We start from the raw sequence: 16,162 nt of genomic DNA, 5'->3' as shown, positions 1-16,162 counted from the left end.
AACACCACAAACTTGGCACATTGCGATGCCGTCGGGGAGGCTGGCATCCACCCCATCTTCATGCGTCTTGTCTTGTTGATTATAGTCGGCTCAACTTTCAGCATACTCGTCTTGAAATATGCCGATAATTCCTTGGGCAATGCGCCTATCGCGGCCACAGCCGATAAACTTTCCGATAACTGAGAAGGGAAAAGACCTGGGCGCATTTCTCCGATGCGCCGAGTATGAACTGGTAGCGGTCCAGCAAATTTTCCCTTACTCAAACTAGTATTGATTACATTTATATTGGGTCGATCACGCCCAATATCATAGTGATCTAGTGGCCGTTATGTGCTTTCTCACTCTCGGCCGGATGCCCGCTGGCTTCCGGATCCGTGCCTTCTGCGTCGGCCGCAGCCGGATCGATGCAGAGCGAGCGGTCGTCCATCTTGGCCATGATGGCGCGAACCTCGTCGAGATCGAGGCTCACCACCTTGCCGTGGAACATGCCGTCCGGATTGGCCGTGCCGTCGTTGTAGGAAGCGCGGAAGGCTTCGTCCATGCCCTTGACGCTCCGCGGACCGGGCGCGAAAAGCACTTCGGCGCCGATCGCGGCACCGCGCACCGCAGCGCGATCGTCAGGTCCCGCCTCGTCGAGTACGACGACCTGATAGAGGTCGGCTTTCTCCTTGTTGGCCAGTGCGCCGACGACGCGCAACGCGGTGCGGACCCGGTCCGGCCCGCCGGCCCTGTCCGTCTTCACATGCATGCGGATCCATCGCTGTCCGCGATGGTCGAGCTTGAGCGTCCTCAGCGTCGTGCATTCGAGACCAGAGGCGGAGGGCTCCGAGAGCCTCGCAGCTAGCCTGTCGCGCCCCACATAGACGGCGGCGCCGCCCGACGCGGCCGAGACGGCAAAGGCCGCGGCGAGGATCACAACGAGCCGCTTTGAAGGACGCAGTTTACTGAAGATAGCCTTCACAGGCGGCTCCGCTGTGGACGCAAATACAAAAGCCAGAACAGTAATTAAGATAGGCGAAACACCCTTTCGGAAAGTTTAAACATTGACCCGAGCCCGGGGGAAAGGCGAGACGTATCGGGCGTTGCCGGGAGCGGGTTCCGCAAGGCGTCGGCCGCCCCGACAAAGCCCTTGCTCTCCTGCCCGTCATCACTAAAAACGAAGCGGCAATTCTCAATTCAAGTGACCGGCGGGGGAGCATGGCGCGTATCGGAATAGTCGGAGCGGGAATCATTGGCTGCGCCTCGGCGGCCCATCTGATCGCCGAAGGCCACGCGGTCACCGTTTTCGAGAAGGACGTCGACGGCCTGCCCGCTTCCGTCGGCAATGCCGGCATCCTTGCGGTTCCGGAGATCGACCCCATCGCCCGCTCCGAGATGCTCTTAGCGGCGCCGAAGTGGCTCGTTGATCCGCTTGGGCCGCTGACGCTTCGTTGGCAGGACCTGCCTGCTCTCACCCCATGGCTCTTCCATTTTCTTCGCGCGGCCCGGCCGGCCCAGGTGGAGCGCTCCCGAAAGGCCCTGCTCGGCCTGATGCGCGAGGCTCTCGCCGCGCATCAGGCGATGGCGAGGCTCTGCGGCATTTCAGGCCATACGAGACCGACCGGGGCGCTGACGATCTTCGACAGCGAGGCCGCCCTCGACGCCGCGTTCCGGCACGAGCAGGCAACCGCCGGGCTTCTCGGCTTCGCCGTCGAACGGCTAGACCCCCGCGCCGCTCGCAGCCACGTTCCCGCCCTCGAGGGCGCCTTCGCCGGCGGCGTCTTCAGCAGCGGATACCAGACATTTCTCGATCCGCTGAAGCTGCTGCGCGACCTGCAGACCCATGTCCGCCAATACGGCATGCTCGTGGAAGCCGGCGTCGAGGCCGTGCAGCCGGGCGCCGAGGCGATCACGGTAATCGCCGACACTGGCGAACGGCACGTCTTCGACAAGGTGGTGATCGCCGCGGGCGTCTGGTCGCGCACGCTCGTCCGCCAGCTTGGCTTGAAGGTACTGCTGGAAACGGAGCGCGGTTACAACACCACCTTCGCCAACCCGATCGTCAAGCTGGAAATGCCGATCTTCTTCGCCGAGCACGGTTTCGTGGCGACGCCGCTTGCCAATGCGCTGCGGATCGGCGGTGCGGTGGAACTGGCGCGGCCGGAGGCGCCGCCAAACTACGCGCGAGCCGCGGCGATGCGTCAGAAGATGCGCCGCTACGTGCCGAGTCTTCCAGAGACCGGCGGCAAGGAATGGATGGGCAGGCGCCCCTCGACGCCGGATTCGCTGCCGGTCATCAGCCTGCATCCGTCGGATTCGCGTATCGCCCTGGCCTTCGGCCACGGCCATCTCGGGCTGACGCTCTCCGCGATCACCGGTGCGAAGGTTGCCGCCCTCCTCTCGAACCGGGCTGGCGCGGACCTGGAACCCTTTAATATCGGGCGTTTCCAATAGGCCCAACGATACCCGACCGATTGACTTTCGCCCGCGCCTTGTCCATTGCCGCCCGCGCACAGGATCAGGTTCGGGAAAATGGGCGCAGATGCCCCAGAAAAGGAAGACGACATGCACAAGGTTATTTTCGATACGGATCCCGGCGTCGACGACGCCATGGCGCTTCTCTTCCTGCACCGGCACCCGGAGATCGACCTCATCGGCATCACCTCGGTGTTCGGCAACGCCTCCATCGAGACGACGACGCGCAACGCGCTCTTTCTGAAGCAAGCCTGGGGTATCGCCGCGCCGGTCGCCAAAGGCCTCGGCGAGATGTTCAATCCAGACCGGCCGCATGTCGACTGGCCGACCGGCATCCACGGCCATGACGGGCTCGGCAATATCGCCGTGCCGGAGGTGATCGACCTGCCGCTCGATCATCGGCCTGCCCATCGGTTCATCATCGAAACGGTGCGCGCCAATCCAGGAGAAGTGACGCTCGTCGCCGTCGGCCGCATGACCAATCTGGCGCGCGCATTGCGCGAAGACCCGGAAATCGCCGGCCTAGTAAAGGCCGTGGTGATCATGGGTGGCGCCTTCGATGTGCCCGGCAACATCACGCCGGCGGCCGAGGCCAATATCCACGGCGACCCGGAGGCAGCGGACGCGGTGATGACTGCCCCATGGCCGGTGACGGTGATCGGCCTCGACGTCACCTCGAAAACGGTGATGACGCGCGCCATGCTCGCCGACATCGCCGAACGCGGCGGCAAGGCGGCGCGGCTGCTGGCCGACATTTCGCAATTCTACATCGTCTTCTACGAGCAGCATGTCGATGACGGCATGGTTGTTCACGACAGCTGCGCCTGCGCCTATGTCGTCGCGCCGGAATTGTTCCGGACCCGCAGCGGCGCGATCCGCGTGTTATGCGGCGGCATCGCCGACGGACAGACCATCCAGAAGCCGGACGGCCGGCTTTTCCCGCCGAATGCCTGGGACAATCAGCCGAGCCAACAGGCCTGCATCGGCATTGATGCCGACGCGGTGTTAAAGCTCATCGGCGAAACGCTCGCGAACGGTCATTAGGACTGCTCCCAAAAAGACCCTCCCCCACCCCTCCCCACGGGTCGGAGGGGCACCCGGGCCGCACCGCCTCCGTCTTTATCAACACCTCTACGTCAAGTGCGAGGTTGAGAATGGCAGGCGGTCACCGCGAGCGCCGAAGCCCCTCCCACCTGTGGGGAGGGGTCTTGCCGCTGGCGAAAAACTTGCCCGGATAGCTGGCAGGCGCGCGCCCGCCGGCTATCTTAATGCGCATGAAGCCGGAAACCTTGCTCTATCCCGCGCCGAAAGGCCTCTATTGCGAGAAGGGAGACTTCTATATCGACCCGGTTCAGCCGGTCGAAAGAGCACTCATCACGCATGGCCATTCCGATCATGCCCGTGCCGGACATGGCCGCGTGCTGGCGACACGCGAAACGCTGGACATCATGCGCATCCGCTATGGCGACGGCTTTTGCGGCGAAAGCGAGGTGGCGCACCTCGGCGAAACGATCGCAATCAATGGCGTGCGGGCCCGCTTCCATCCGGCCGGTCATGTGCTCGGTTCCGCCCAGATCTCGGTCGAAGCCGACGGAATGCGGATTGTCGTTTCCGGCGACTACAAGCGGCGCTCCGACCCTACCTGCCGCCCGTTCGAACCAGTCCCCTGCGATGTCTTCATTACCGAAGCGACATTCGGCCTTCCGGTCTTTCACCATCCCGACGACCGGTCGGAGACCGCCCGGCTTCTCGCATCGCTGAAGCAGTTTCCCGAACGCGCCCATGTCGTCGGCGCCTACGCGCTCGGCAAGGCGCAGCGGGTCATCGCGCTGCTTCGCCAGCAGGGCTACGACGAGCCGATCCATATCCATGGCGCGCTCGCGAAACTCTGCGAGTATTATCAGGGCCAGGGCATCGATCTCGGCGATATCCGCCCGGCCACCGTTGCCGGCGAAAAGAGGCCGGATTTCGCCGGCGGCATCGTGATCGGTCCGCCTTCGGCCTTCGCCGACCGCTGGGCGCGGCGCTTCGCCGAGCCTGTCGCCGCCTTCGCGTCCGGGTGGATGCTCATTCGCCAGCGCGCCAAGCAGCGCGGCGTCGAACTGCCGCTGGTCATCTCCGACCATTGCGACTGGGCCGAACTGACCGGCACCATACGCGAAATCGCTCCGGCCGAAGTCTGGGTGACGCATGGCCGCGAGGAGGCCCTGGTGCGCTGGTGCGAATTGGAGGGCATCCCGGCGCGCCCGCTCCATCTCGTCGGTTACGACGACGAGGGGGAATGACGGATGAAAGCCTTTGCCGAACTGCTCGGCCGCCTCGTCCTGACACCCCAGCGGAACGCCAAGATCCGGCTGCTGGCCGACTATTTCCGCAGCACCCCCGATCCGAGCCGCGGCTATGCGCTGGCGGCGATCGCCGGGACGCTTTCGCTCAACACCGTCAAACCGGCATTGATCCGGGACCTGCTGCTCGAGCGCATGGACGAGGTGCTGTTCCACTATTCCTACGATTATGTCGGCGATCTCGCCGAGACGGTTTCGCTGGCCTGGGAGCCGCCGGTGGGTGTCGCTCCGGCTGACATTTCGCTCGGGGAGGTTGTCGAGCGGCTGCAGAGGGCGGGGCGTTCCGAAGTGCGCTCACTCGTCCGCGACATGCTCGACCGGCTCGACACCGCCGGCCGGTTCGCCTTTCTGAAGCTCGTCACCGGCGGCTTGCGGATCGGCGTCTCGGCGCGGCTCGCCAAGCAGGCCCTCGCCGACATGGGCGGCAAGGACATCGGCGAGATCGAAACGCTTTGGCATGGGCTTTCGCCGCCCTATCTGCCGCTCTTTCTGTGGCTCTCCGGCGAAGCGGAGATGCCCGTTCTCACCACGCCGGCCGTTTTTCATTCGGTGATGCTGGCGACCCCGATCGGCGATGGCGATCTTGAAGGACTGGATCCGGCCGATTTCGCCGCCGAATGGAAATGGGACGGCATCCGCGTCCAGCTCGCCAATATTGGCGGCGTGCGGCGCCTCTATTCCCGCAGCGGCGACGAGATTTCCGGCGCCTTTCCGGAAATCATCGAGGCTGCCGATGTCGCCGGCGTCATTGACGGCGAGTTGCTACTCGGCGGAACGATGCGCACCAACCGCGCGACAGCCACATTTGGAGACCTGCAGCAGCGGCTCAATCGAAAGACCGTCAACCGCAAGCTGCTGGAGGACTATCCGGCCTTCATTCGCGGCTACGACATCCTCTTTTCCGGCGAGCGGGACATGCGGCCCGAACCTTTCCACGCCCGCCGCGACGCCTTGGCCGCCCTCATCGACGCCGCGTCGCCACAGCATTTCGACCTGTCGCCGCTCGTTCCGTTCTCGACCTGGGAGGAACTGGACCGCCTGCGCTCGGAGCCACCGGATCCGGTCATCGAAGGCATCATGCTGAAGCGGCTCGATTCGCCCTATCTGGCCGGGCGGATGAAAGGTCCGTGGTTCAAGTGGAAGCGCGCGCCGTTCAACATCGACGCGGTGCTGATGTATGCGCAGCGCGGTCATGGCAAGCGCTCGAGCTACTATTCGGATTTCACCTTCGGCGTCTGGACGGAGGCAGAAGGCGGCACGGCCCTGGTTCCCGTCGGCAAGGCCTATTTCGGCTTTACCGACGCCGAGCTCGAGGTGCTCGACCGGTTCGTGCGCGACAACACGGTCGAGCGCTTCGGGCCTGTGCGTGCGGTCCGCGCCGAACCGGACGCCGGCTTCGTCGTCGAGGTGGCTTTCGAAGGCCTGAACCGCTCGACCCGCCACAAATCCGGCGTCGCCATGCGCTTTCCGCGTATCGCCCGGCTGAGACCGGACAAGCTGCCGCGGGACGCCGACAGGCTGGAGACCCTGCAGGCGATGATGGGGATGAAAGGTTAGAGCCACCTGGCCTATTTCAGCGACTGCGAATGAAGAATTGTTAAGGAGAGTTTGGAATATTCGGACTATCTCTCTCGCCGTCCGCATCCGCAGGGTCGTCTTGTGCCAAATTTGAACGCTCGAAATTTTCGACGGCTCTCGGGATTTCTGAAGCCCAACTATCTGCCGGCGGTGATCGCGACCTTCGTTGTTCTGACTGCCGGCGTTCTCGCCGACAATCAGAATCGGGTCGTCTCCGAAGCGCGCCTGCGCTCCGAGGTCGCGGATGAACTCAATCCGATACGATCCCGCCTGGAGAGCAGCGTTAACGGCAACATCCAGCTCGTCCGCGGCCTGATCGGTACGATCGCAACCGAGCCGGATATGCGCCAGCAGCGCTTCAGCGAACTGGCGCAGAGCATCTTCAGCGAACGCTCACAACTGCGCAACATCGCCGCGGCGCCCAAGCTGGTGGTCTCGATGGTCTACCCGATGGCGGGCAACGAGAAGGCTATCGGCCTCGACTACCGTGCCAACGACAAACAACGCGGATCCGTCATGCGGGTGGTGGCAAGCGGAAAAATGGTGCTCGCCGGTCCCGTCGATCTCGTCCAGGGCGGCCGCGGACTGATCGGCCGCTTTCCGGTGACAACCAATGCCGGTGGCAGCAGGCGTTTCTGGGGTCTGGTATCAGCGGTCATGGATCTCGACCAGCTCTATCGCGACAGCGGCCTCATCTCATCGGCGCTCGACATCGAAATCGCCATTGCCGGCCGTGACGGCCAGGGACGCGATGGCGCGATTTTCTTCGGCGATCCGGCAATTTTCGAAAAGGCGCCGGTGGAGGTGGACGTGACGCTGCCGGGCGGCTCCTGGCGAATAGCGGCGATACCGAAGGGCGGGTGGCCTCCGACGCCGGAGAATGCCTGGCAGGTTCGCCTCCTCATCATGCTTGGCGGCCTGATGATCGTCGTTCCGATGATCGTCACCGGGCACCTGACGACCGAGCGCCAGCAAAACATCCGCGCCCTGCGGCAGAGCAAGGATCAGTTGCTCGAACTTTCGCATCGCCTCAAGATCGCACTCGACACGTCCAAGATCGGTATCTGGGAACTCGATATCGATACCGGCAAGCTGCTGTGGGACAACCGTATGAAGGAGCTTTACGGCGTCGGACCATCTGTTCGTGAAAACTATGACGACTGGAAAGAGGCGCTGCATCCCGACGATCTCGCCCGCGCCGAGGCGGAATACGCCGAGACCGTCGCAAGCGGCGGCGCCTATAACTCCGAATTCCGCATTCGGCTGCCCGACGGCGAGATCCGATACATCCGCGCCATCGGTTCGCTTCACAGCGGCGCGGGGGGCAGCAGGAAGATCGTCGGCGTCAACTGGGACGTGACGGCCGACGTCGAAACGCGGGCAATACTTTCCGAAGCCAAGCGTCTCGCCGAAGCGCACAGCGCCGAACTGGAGGCGGCGCGGCACCGGATGGAATTCAACGCGCTGCACGACCCCCTGACAGGGCTCCCGAACCGCCGCTTCCTTGACCACATCCTCGCGGATCGCGCCCGGCAATTCGACGCCCAGGACAGGCTCAGTGTCTTCCATATCGACCTCGACCGTTTCAAGCAGATCAACGACACGATGGGTCATGCCGCGGGCGACGAGATACTCAGGCACGCCGCCGGACTGCTGCGCTCGAGCGCGGGCGAAAGCGACTTCGTCGCGCGGATCGGCGGCGACGAGTTCGTCATCATCCGTGCGGGCGGCAACACCGAGGAGGATGCGGCGCTCGCTTCGAGCATCATCGAGGCGATGAGCACGCCGGTCCGCTACAAGGACCAGGAATGCCGCATCGGCGTCAGCATCGGCATTGCCGCCCAGGCCGCAGCGACCGACGAGTTCTCTCAGGTCCTCGTCAACGCGGATATCGCCCTTTACGAGGCGAAAAGGCGCGGCCGCAACAGGCATGAGACCTTTACCGGCGCGCTCAAGACGGCCGTGTTCCAGACGAAGCAGACGGCCGACGAGATCCTTCGCGGTCTTGAGCAGAACGAGTTCGTCGCCCATTTCCAGCCGCAGTTCTGCCCGACCTCATTGGAGGTCATCGGCGTCGAAGCGCTGGCGCGATGGGATCATCCCACCAAGGGGCTGATCGGGCCGCATGCCTTCCTGAAGACCGCCGAAGACATCAACGTCGTCGCCGCCATCGACCAGACGATACTGGAACAGGCGCTCTTCCAGATCTGCCGCTGGGAGGCAAACGGCATTCGCATACCCAAGGTTTCGGTCAACCTCTCCTATTCGCGCTTGCGCGACGAGGGGCTGATCGAGCGGCTGGAGCAGATGCGGATCCCCGAGGGGCGGCTCTCCTTCGAATTGCTCGAATCGATCTCCTTCGACGAGAACGACACGACGCTGCTGTCGAACATCAGGCGCATCAAGGAACTTGGCATCGACATCGAGATCGACGATTTCGGCACCGGTTATGCCTCCATCCTGAGTCTGCTTAAGCTGACGCCGCGCCGCCTGAAAGTCGACCGGCAACTGATATTCCCGATCCTCGCATCGCCCCAGCAACGCCGACTCGTGGAATCGATCATCGACATCGGGACCTCGCTCGGTATCGAGGTGATCGCCGAGGGCGTGGAGACGCTCGAACACGCCGCCATTCTCAAGCAGCTCGGCTGCCATGGGCTGCAGGGATATGCCTTCGCCCGGCCGATGAGCGCCAATGATCTCGCGACCTTCGTCTTCGAGCGGAAGTGGCGCGCCGCCTAAGATCTCGGGACTGTCGTTCGCAAAGGCGGCGCTCTGGCCGAGTAGACTGCGACCCGACGGATCGGCGCGTTTTTCTCTCCCTGCAGGCTTGGCAGTCGAGCGGAAAAAAGTCATAAAAACATATGCCTCTGCCGCTTCGCGGGTGATCTGGCATTGTCGGCGACAACTGCTTCTGCGGCTGTCCCTGCGGAACCAGCGGTTCCATCTCCGATACACTCTGACCGAGAGGGCCGAACGATCGAATACGCGGAAAAATTGCTGTCCGTCTTCATTCTCGCCCCGTTCGGGGGAAGCCTCATCGCAATCTTCTTTCCATCCGATCAACGCGGCGCCACGGCCTGGTTCGCAGGCGCGATCGCCCTCATCTGTTTCCTGGCAACCGCCGGCCTCTATCCTTACGTCGCGACCGGCGGCGTGCTGCGCTTTGAGCTCAACTGGATTCCCGAACTGGGGCTGAACTTCACATTGCGCATGGACGGCTTCGCCTGGCTGTTTTCGGCGCTGATCACGGCTATCGGATTTCTCGTCGTCCTCTACGCCCGCTACTACATGGCCGAGGAAGACCCCGTACCGCGCTTCTTCGCGCTCTTCCTTGCCTTCATGGGTTCGATGCTCGGCGTGGTGCTTTCCGGCAACCTCATTCTGCTCGCGGTATTCTGGGAGCTGACGAGCATCGTTTCGTTCCTGTTGATCGGCTACTGGCATCACAACGCGCATGCGCGCGACGGCGCGCGCATCGCTCTGACGATGACCGGCATGGGCGGCCTTGCGATGCTCGTCGGCTTGCTGCTGATCGGCCGAGCTGTCGGCAGCTACGATCTCGACGCCGTGCTCGCCTCAGGCGATGCGATCCGCAACGATCCCCTCTATAATGTGATCCTGGTTCTCGTCCTGCTCGGCGCCCTGACAAAGAGCGCCCAATTCCCTTTTCACTTCTGGCTGCCGCACGCAATGGCCGCACCGACACCGGTTTCGGCCTATCTGCATTCGGCGACGATGGTGAAGGCCGGCGTCTTTTTGCTGGTGCGGCTTTGGCCGGTCATGGCCGGCACGGAAGCCTGGTTCTGGATTGTCGGCCTGGCAGGCCTGACGACGCTGCTGCTCGGCGCCTATTTCGCGATCTTTCAGCAGGACCTGAAGGGGCTGCTCGCCTACTCGACAATCAGCCATCTCGGGCTGATCACCGTTCTCTTGAGCCTCGGCAGCCCGCTGGCCGCCGTCGCCGCGGTCTTCCATATCGTCAACCACGCGACCTTCAAGGCCTCGCTGTTCATGGCCGCCGGCATCATCGACCATGAAACCGGCACGCGCGACATGCGCCGGCTGAGCGGACTTTTCCACTACATGCCGATCACCGCGACGCTCGCCATGGTCGCGAGTGCCGCGATGGCCGGTGTGCCGCTGCTCAACGGCTTCCTGTCGAAAGAAATGTTCTTCGCCGAAGCGATCGAAACGCATCTCGTCAATACGCTCGACACGGCGACCCCCTATGTGGCGACGATCGCAAGCATGTTTTCGGTGACCTATTCGCTGCGCTTCATCCATAGCGTCTTCTACGGGCCGCTGCCGTCCGACCTGCCGAAGAAACCGCACGAGCCGCCACGCTGGATGCGGGCGCCCGTCGACTTTCTGGTGCTCGCCTGCCTGGTGGTCGGGATCATTCCCGCACAGACGATCGGGCCGTTCCTGCACACCGCCGTCGTCTCGATCCTGCGTGAGGAAACGCCGGTATACAGCCTCTCCGTCTGGCATGGCTGGAACATCCCGCTGATCATGAGCTTCGTGGCGCTCTCGGGCGGCGTCGGACTCTACTTCCTGATGCGCTCCTATCTCAAGACGGGAGTAGAGGGGCCGCCGGTCTTCCGCCTGCTCGAGGGACAGCGCATCTTCGAGCGGGTGCTGGTAACGCTGTCGTGGAAATGGGCCCGCTCGCTCGAGCAAAGCCTCGGCACGCGCCATCTGCAGCCGCAGATGCGGCTCCTGGTGTTCCTGGCGCTCGCTGCCGGCGCCCTGCCTCTCGCGATTGGCGGCTTTCGGCTGCCGCCGCTGCTCATCCGCGGCATCGATCCCGCCTTCGCCCTGCTCTGGGGAATAGGCATCGCCTGCGCTGTCGGCTCGGCCTTCCTGGCAAAATTCCACCGCCTGGCATCGCTCGTGCTCCTCGGCGGTGCCGGGCTCGTCACCTGCATTACCTTCGTCTGGCTGTCCGCTCCCGACCTTGCCGTCACCCAACTCCTCGTCGAGATCGTCACCACGGTGCTCATCCTGCTTGGGCTACGCTGGTTGCCGAAGCGCATCGAGGAGCCTGAGACGGCGGATATACCGCTGAAGGTCCGCTTCAGGCGCCTGCGCGACTTCCTGCTCGCGACCATGGCGGGTAGCGGGGTCGCACTCGTCGCTTACACGGTGATGACACGGCCTTCGATCCCCGGCACCATCGCCAGCTATTTCCTCGGACAGGCCTACCACGAGGGCGGCGGCACGAACGTGGTCAACGTCATCCTGGTCGATTTCCGCGGCTTCGACACGCTCGGCGAAATCGCCGTGCTCTCAATCGTGGCACTCACGGTCTTTGCGCTCCTGCTGCGCTTCCGCCCGCACCTGGACAGCCTGGAATCGCCCGAACAGCAAAGAGTGCAGAACGCCTATGACGACCACCATCCCGAGAGGGCGGAGGGCGACAGCGTCGCCGAATATCTTCACATCCCCTCGGTAATCATGCGCTGGATGTTCCCGGTCACCGGCATGCTCGCCGCCTATCTGTTCCTGCGCGGCCACGACCTGCCGGGCGGCGGATTTGCCGCCGGCATCGCCATGTCGATCGGCTTTATCCTGCAATACATGTCCGGCGGCACCCGCTGGGTGGAGGAGCGGCTGCGCATTCACCCGCTTCGCTGGATGAGCATCGGTCTCCTCGTGGCCTTGGCCACCGGAGTCGGATCCTGGCTCTTCGGCTATCCGTTCCTCACATCCCGCTCCGAATATGCCAGCCTGCCGATCATCGGCAAGATTCCGCTCGCAAGCGCCATTCTTTTCGACCTTGGCGTCTTCTCGCTCGTGCTCGGCGCCACCGTGTTGATGCTCATCGCGCTGGCGCACCAGTCGGTCCGCCGCGCAGCGCGCGCGCATATGCGCGCCGCGCGACCCGAAAGGGAGGCGGCACAGTAATGGAGCTCATTCTTTCCGCCGGCATCGGCGCGCTGGCCGCATCGGGCGTCTATCTTCTGCTGAGACCGCGAACCTATCAGGTGATCATCGGGCTTTCGCTGCTCTCCTATGCGGTCAATCTCTTCATCTTCAGCATGGGGCGACTGCGGGTGAACGCCCCGCCGGTGCTCGAGCCCGGCGGCTCGGGCGACCTGTTGCGCTACACCGACCCCGTTCCGCAGGCCCTCGTCCTGACCGCGATCGTCATCGGTTTCGCCATGACCGCGCTATTTCTGGTCGTGCTGCTCGCTTCACGCGGCTTCACGGGCACCGACCATGTCGACGGAAGGGAGCCCCCGCGCGGTGACTGATTGGCTGCACCACCTCCTGATCCTGCCGATCCTGCTGCCGCTCGCCGTCGCCGCGGTGCTGATCCCGATCGATGAACGCGACCGCACCCTGAAGGGGGCCATCGGCTTCGCATCGACGCTCGTCGTCTTCGTCGTCACCATGATCCTGATGCGGCTCGCCGCCCTAGGTGAAGGCAGCCTGCCGAGCGCCGGCGTCTACCAGCTCGGCAACTGGCCGGCGCCGTTCGGCATTGTCCTCGTCCTCGACCGCCTGTCGGCGCTGATGCTCTGCCTCGCAAGCGGCCTGGCGCTCGCCGCCCAGGTCTATTCCATGGCCCGCTGGCACACGGCCGGACACCATTTCCACTCGCTGTTCCAGCTGCTTGTCGCGGGTCTCAACGGCGCCTTCCTGACGGGCGACCTGTTCAATCTCTTCGTGTTCTTCGAGATGATGCTTGCCGCGTCCTACGGCCTGCTGCTGCACGGTTCCGGACCGTTGCGCGTCAAAGCCGGGCTGCATTACGTCGCCATCAATCTCGCCGCCTCGTCGCTGTTCCTGATCGGCGTCGCCCTGATCTACGGCGCCACCGGCACGCTCAACATGGCCGATCTCGCGACGAAGCTCGCCACGCTTGCACCGGAAAGCCGGCGGCTCGTCGAAACCGGCGCCGCAGTGCTGGGCGTCGCCTTTCTCGTCAAGGCGGGCATGTGGCCGTTGAGCTTCTGGCTGCCGACCGCCTATGCGGCGGCGACGCCTCCGGTCGCCGCCGTCTTCGCCATCCTCACGAAGGTCGGCATCTATGTCATTCTCCGCCTGCATATGCTCGTCTTCGGAACCGCGGCGGGCGCATCGGCCGGTTTCGGCCAGGACTGGCTTCTGACCGGCGGCATGTTGACGATCGCCTTCGGGACCATCGGCGTGCTTGCTTCGCAGGCCATGGGGCGGCTTGCCGCCTATTCGGTGCTCGTCTCTTCCGGGACGCTGCTTGCGGCGATCGGCCTCGGACGACCGGAAATGCTCGCGGGCGCCCTCCTCTATCTCGTCAGCTCGACGCTGACGATTGCTGCTTTCTTCCTGCTCATCGAGCTTGTCGAACGCGGCCGCGACGCCGGCGCCGACGTTCTGGCGGTGACGATGGAAGCCTATGGCGACTTCGACGAGGATGAAGAAGAGGAGGAAGTGGGCGTCGCGATTCCGGGCACGATGGCCATTCTCGGGCTCTGCTTTTGCCTCTGCGCCATTCTCCTCTCCGGTCTGCCGCCACTTTCCGGTTTCATCGCAAAATTCGCGCTGCTGCGCGGACTCTTCGACTTGCCGGAGGCAAATCCAGCGAGCGTCATTTCCGCCGCCGACTGGACCTATGTGGCGCTCCTCATCGTTTCGGGTCTCGCCGCCATGATCGCCATGAACCGGGTCGGCATCCGGACCTTCTGGTCTTCGATCGAGGGAACCATACCGCGCGTCGTCGTCATCGAGATCACGCCCGTTGCCGTTCTGCTCGCCGCCTGCGTTTTCCTAAGCTTCCAGGCCGGCCCCGCTATGCGGTACATGCAGGCGACCGCGAACGATCTGCTCGCCCCCCTCGCCCACAGCGAGCGGGTCCTTTCCGCACCCAGGGCGGGAGGCCAATAGAGATGCGCGTCTGGTATCCTTACCCGCTATTCTCGATCGCCCTCTTCCTCATGTGGTTGCTGCTCAACCAGTCGGTGGCACCCGGCTCGATCATCGTCGGCGTCGTCCTGAGCACCCTTCTCGGCTGGGTCATGGTGAAGCTGCGGCCGACCCAATCGCGCCTCCGCCGTCTGGGGCTTATGGCAGCGTTCGGGCTTGCCGTCGTCGCCGACATCATTCGCTCGAATGTCGCGGTCGCCGGGATCATCCTGCGGGCCCGACGCAGACCGGCAAATACCGGTTTCATGGCCGTCGATGTCGACCTGGAGAACGAGAATGCGCTCGCCCTGCTCGCCTGCATCCTGACTGCGACCCCTGGCACCGCCTGGCTCGAATACGACCGGCGTCAGAAGAGCCTGCTCCTGCATGTGCTGGATATCGAGAACGAGGATCTCTGGCGGCGAACGGTCAAGCGTTACGAAGCGGGACTGAAGGAGATACTTGAATGATCGCGCTTGCAATCGTCTGGTCGGTCCTGCTTGCACAGGTCATGCTCGCCTTGGCGATGGCCTTCGCCCTCTACCGGATCATCAAGGGGCCCCGCGCCCAGGACCGCATCCTCGGCCTCGACACGCTCTATATCAACGCCATGCTGATGCTGCTTGCCTTCGGCATTCGCACGGCCAATATGATCTATTTCGAGACGGCGCTGATCATCGCCCTGATCGGTTTCGCCTCCTCGATCGCTTTCGCGAAATTCCTCATGCGCGGCGAGGTGATCGAATGAGCCATCTGACCGACCTGCCGTCCTGGGCGGCGATCGTCGTTTGCGGATTGCTGCTTCTCGGAGCGGCGATGACGCTCATCGGCTCGCTCGGACTGTTGCGGCTTCCGAGCTTCTACGACCGCCTGCACGCCCCGACGATCGCCACGAGCGGCGGCACGATCCTCATCTGCCTGGCCTCGATGCTCTGCTTTGTGGTGCTGCAGAGCCGCTGGATCTTCCACGAACTGCTGATCGTCTTCTTCGTCACGGTGACGACGCCGGTGACGTTGATGCTGCTCGGTCAGGCGGCCCTCTACCGCGATCGCGTCGCGGATCGGCGCGACGTTCCGCGCAAGCCGAAGCCCGCGTCCGAACCGGATGCGGAATGAACCCGTTCTATTCGCGGCCGCGGAAACGGCGCTGATAGGCCGCGTCATAAAGAGAGCTCTCCCGGAAATCCGAGGCTTCCAACCCCGGTCCGACGAAGATCAGCGCCGTGCGCTCGATCGGCTCGGCCGCGACCTTGGCAACGATGTCGCCGAGCGTGCCGCGCAGGACACGCTCATCCGGCCAGGTGGCCTTGACGACGATCGCCACCGGGCAATCGGCGCCGTAGAGCGGCGTAAGCTCCTCGACGACGCGGTCGAGCGCATGGATGGCCAGGTGGATCGCCAGCGTCGAACCGGTGGCGCCGAAGGCCGCCAGCGTTTCGCTATTCGGCATCGGTGATGCGCGGCCGGAAACGCGGGTCAGCACGAGGCTTTGGGCCACGGCCGGAATGGTCAATTCGCGGCCGAGCGTTGCCGCGGCAGCGGCGAAGGCCGGCACGCCCGGCGTCATCGTGTAGCCGATGCCGTGTTTCTCCAGACGCCGGATCTGCTCGGCCACCGCACTCCAGACGGAAAGGTCACCGGAATGCAGCCGCGCCACATCCTCTCCGGCTTCAGCCGCGCGCACGTATTCCGCCTCGATCTCGTCGAGCGACATCGGCGCCGTGTCGACGATGCGGGCACCGGGCGGGCAGTATTGCAGGAGCTCCGGCGAAACGATCGAACCGGCATAGAGGCAGACGGAGCAGCGGCCGATCAGGTCCCTGCCCCTGACCGTGATGAGATCTGCTGCGCCTGGTCCTGCGCCGATGAAATGAACCGTCATAGTCTATCCTCTT

At 63.9% G+C, this 16,162-nt stretch carries 14 protein-coding genes; 12 read left to right on the top strand and 2 right to left on the bottom strand.

Annotation, left to right across the window (positions count from 1 at the left end; all coding sequences use genetic code 11):
- On the top strand, nt 1-183 hold a 183-nt coding region (locus tag CO676_RS35815; protein WP_144340228.1), incomplete at its 5' end, for a hypothetical protein.
- 133 nt (nt 184-316) lie between these two features.
- Here the strand turns inward: CO676_RS35815 and CO676_RS31180 are convergent.
- Nucleotides 317-961 (bottom strand): hypothetical protein, encoded by a 645-nt coding sequence (locus CO676_RS31180; protein WP_097523927.1) that lies wholly within the window; start codon nt 959-961, stop codon nt 317-319.
- Between the two features lie 236 nt (nt 962-1,197).
- Here CO676_RS31180 and CO676_RS31175 point away from each other — a divergent pair, with 236 nt between their 5' ends.
- The 11 genes from CO676_RS31175 (at nt 1,198) to mnhG (ending at nt 15,383) form a co-directional block, all read left to right on the top strand.
- On the top strand, nt 1,198-2,433 hold the full coding sequence (locus tag CO676_RS31175) for an FAD-dependent oxidoreductase (RefSeq protein WP_097523926.1): 1,236 nt from the start codon (nt 1,198-1,200) through the stop codon (nt 2,431-2,433).
- Between the two features lie 111 nt (nt 2,434-2,544).
- Entirely contained in the window at nt 2,545-3,498 is a 954-nt protein-coding gene (locus CO676_RS31170; protein WP_097523925.1) for a nucleoside hydrolase, read from the top strand.
- Between the two features lie 230 nt (nt 3,499-3,728).
- Nucleotides 3,729-4,739 (top strand): ligase-associated DNA damage response exonuclease, encoded by a 1,011-nt coding sequence (locus CO676_RS31165; protein ID WP_097523931.1) that lies wholly within the window; start codon nt 3,729-3,731, stop codon nt 4,737-4,739.
- A 3-nt stretch (nt 4,740-4,742) separates the two neighbouring features.
- A complete protein-coding gene (locus CO676_RS31160; protein WP_097523924.1) occupies nt 4,743-6,356 on the top strand; it encodes a cisplatin damage response ATP-dependent DNA ligase in 1,614 nt (537 codons plus the stop codon).
- 102 nt (nt 6,357-6,458) lie between these two features.
- On the top strand, nt 6,459-9,119 hold the full coding sequence (locus CO676_RS31155) for an EAL domain-containing protein (RefSeq protein WP_179875710.1): 2,661 nt from the start codon (nt 6,459-6,461) through the stop codon (nt 9,117-9,119).
- Nucleotides 9,120-9,374: 255 nt separating this feature from the next.
- On the top strand, nt 9,375-12,287 hold the full coding sequence (locus CO676_RS31150; protein WP_097523923.1) for a monovalent cation/H+ antiporter subunit A: 2,913 nt from the start codon (nt 9,375-9,377) through the stop codon (nt 12,285-12,287).
- Nucleotides 12,287-12,637, top strand: a complete 351-nt coding sequence (locus tag CO676_RS31145) for a Na+/H+ antiporter subunit C (protein ID WP_014766020.1) — start codon at nt 12,287-12,289, stop codon at nt 12,635-12,637. Before CO676_RS31150 ends, CO676_RS31145 begins: the two co-directional genes overlap by 1 nt.
- A complete protein-coding gene (locus CO676_RS31140) occupies nt 12,603-14,249 on the top strand; it encodes a monovalent cation/H+ antiporter subunit D (RefSeq protein ID WP_179875709.1) in 1,647 nt (548 codons plus the stop codon). Before CO676_RS31145 ends, CO676_RS31140 begins: the two co-directional genes overlap by 35 nt.
- 2 nt (nt 14,250-14,251) lie before the next feature.
- The gene (locus CO676_RS31135; RefSeq protein WP_097523921.1) at nt 14,252-14,737 is read left to right on the top strand and encodes a Na+/H+ antiporter subunit E; all 486 of its coding nucleotides are present in this window, start codon (nt 14,252-14,254) and stop codon (nt 14,735-14,737) included.
- Complete coding sequence (locus CO676_RS31130) at nt 14,734-15,015, top strand: K+/H+ antiporter subunit F (protein WP_097523920.1); 282 nt, start codon at nt 14,734-14,736, stop codon at nt 15,013-15,015. Before CO676_RS31135 ends, CO676_RS31130 begins: the two co-directional genes overlap by 4 nt.
- Nucleotides 15,012-15,383, top strand: a complete 372-nt coding sequence (gene mnhG, locus CO676_RS31125) for a monovalent cation/H(+) antiporter subunit G (protein ID WP_014766024.1) — start codon at nt 15,012-15,014, stop codon at nt 15,381-15,383. Before CO676_RS31130 ends, mnhG begins: the two co-directional genes overlap by 4 nt.
- Before the next feature lie 7 nt (nt 15,384-15,390).
- Here mnhG and cobM read toward each other — a convergent pair whose 3' ends face one another.
- Nucleotides 15,391-16,149 (bottom strand): precorrin-4 C(11)-methyltransferase, encoded by a 759-nt coding sequence (gene cobM, locus CO676_RS31120; protein ID WP_097523919.1) that lies wholly within the window; start codon nt 16,147-16,149, stop codon nt 15,391-15,393.
- Between the last annotated feature and the right edge of the window lie 13 nt (nt 16,150-16,162).

It is taken from the genome of Sinorhizobium sp. BJ1 (assembly GCF_002531555.1).
Lineage (GTDB): Bacteria > Pseudomonadota > Alphaproteobacteria > Rhizobiales > Rhizobiaceae > Sinorhizobium > Sinorhizobium fredii_B.
Note: the sequence above shows the minus strand (reverse complement) of the source record. Positions and strands in the feature narration are given on the sequence as shown.

Coding starts and splice junctions, on each gene's coding strand:
- CO676_RS31175 (WP_097523926.1), top strand. CDS start 1,198: ATGGCGCGTATCGGAATAGTCGGAGCGGGAATCATTGGCTGCGCCTCG.
- CO676_RS31170 (WP_097523925.1), top strand. CDS start 2,545: ATGCACAAGGTTATTTTCGATACGGATCCCGGCGTCGACGACGCCATG.
- CO676_RS31165 (WP_097523931.1), top strand. CDS start 3,729: ATGAAGCCGGAAACCTTGCTCTATCCCGCGCCGAAAGGCCTCTATTGC.
- CO676_RS31160 (WP_097523924.1), top strand. CDS start 4,743: ATGAAAGCCTTTGCCGAACTGCTCGGCCGCCTCGTCCTGACACCCCAG.
- CO676_RS31145 (WP_014766020.1), top strand. CDS start 12,287: ATGGAGCTCATTCTTTCCGCCGGCATCGGCGCGCTGGCCGCATCGGGC.
- CO676_RS31140 (WP_179875709.1), top strand. CDS start 12,603: ATGTCGACGGAAGGGAGCCCCCGCGCGGTGACTGATTGGCTGCACCAC.
- CO676_RS31135 (WP_097523921.1), top strand. CDS start 14,252: ATGCGCGTCTGGTATCCTTACCCGCTATTCTCGATCGCCCTCTTCCTC.
- CO676_RS31130 (WP_097523920.1), top strand. CDS start 14,734: ATGATCGCGCTTGCAATCGTCTGGTCGGTCCTGCTTGCACAGGTCATG.
- mnhG (WP_014766024.1), top strand. CDS start 15,012: ATGAGCCATCTGACCGACCTGCCGTCCTGGGCGGCGATCGTCGTTTGC.
- cobM (WP_097523919.1), bottom strand. CDS start 16,149: ATGACGGTTCATTTCATCGGCGCAGGACCAGGCGCAGCAGATCTCATC.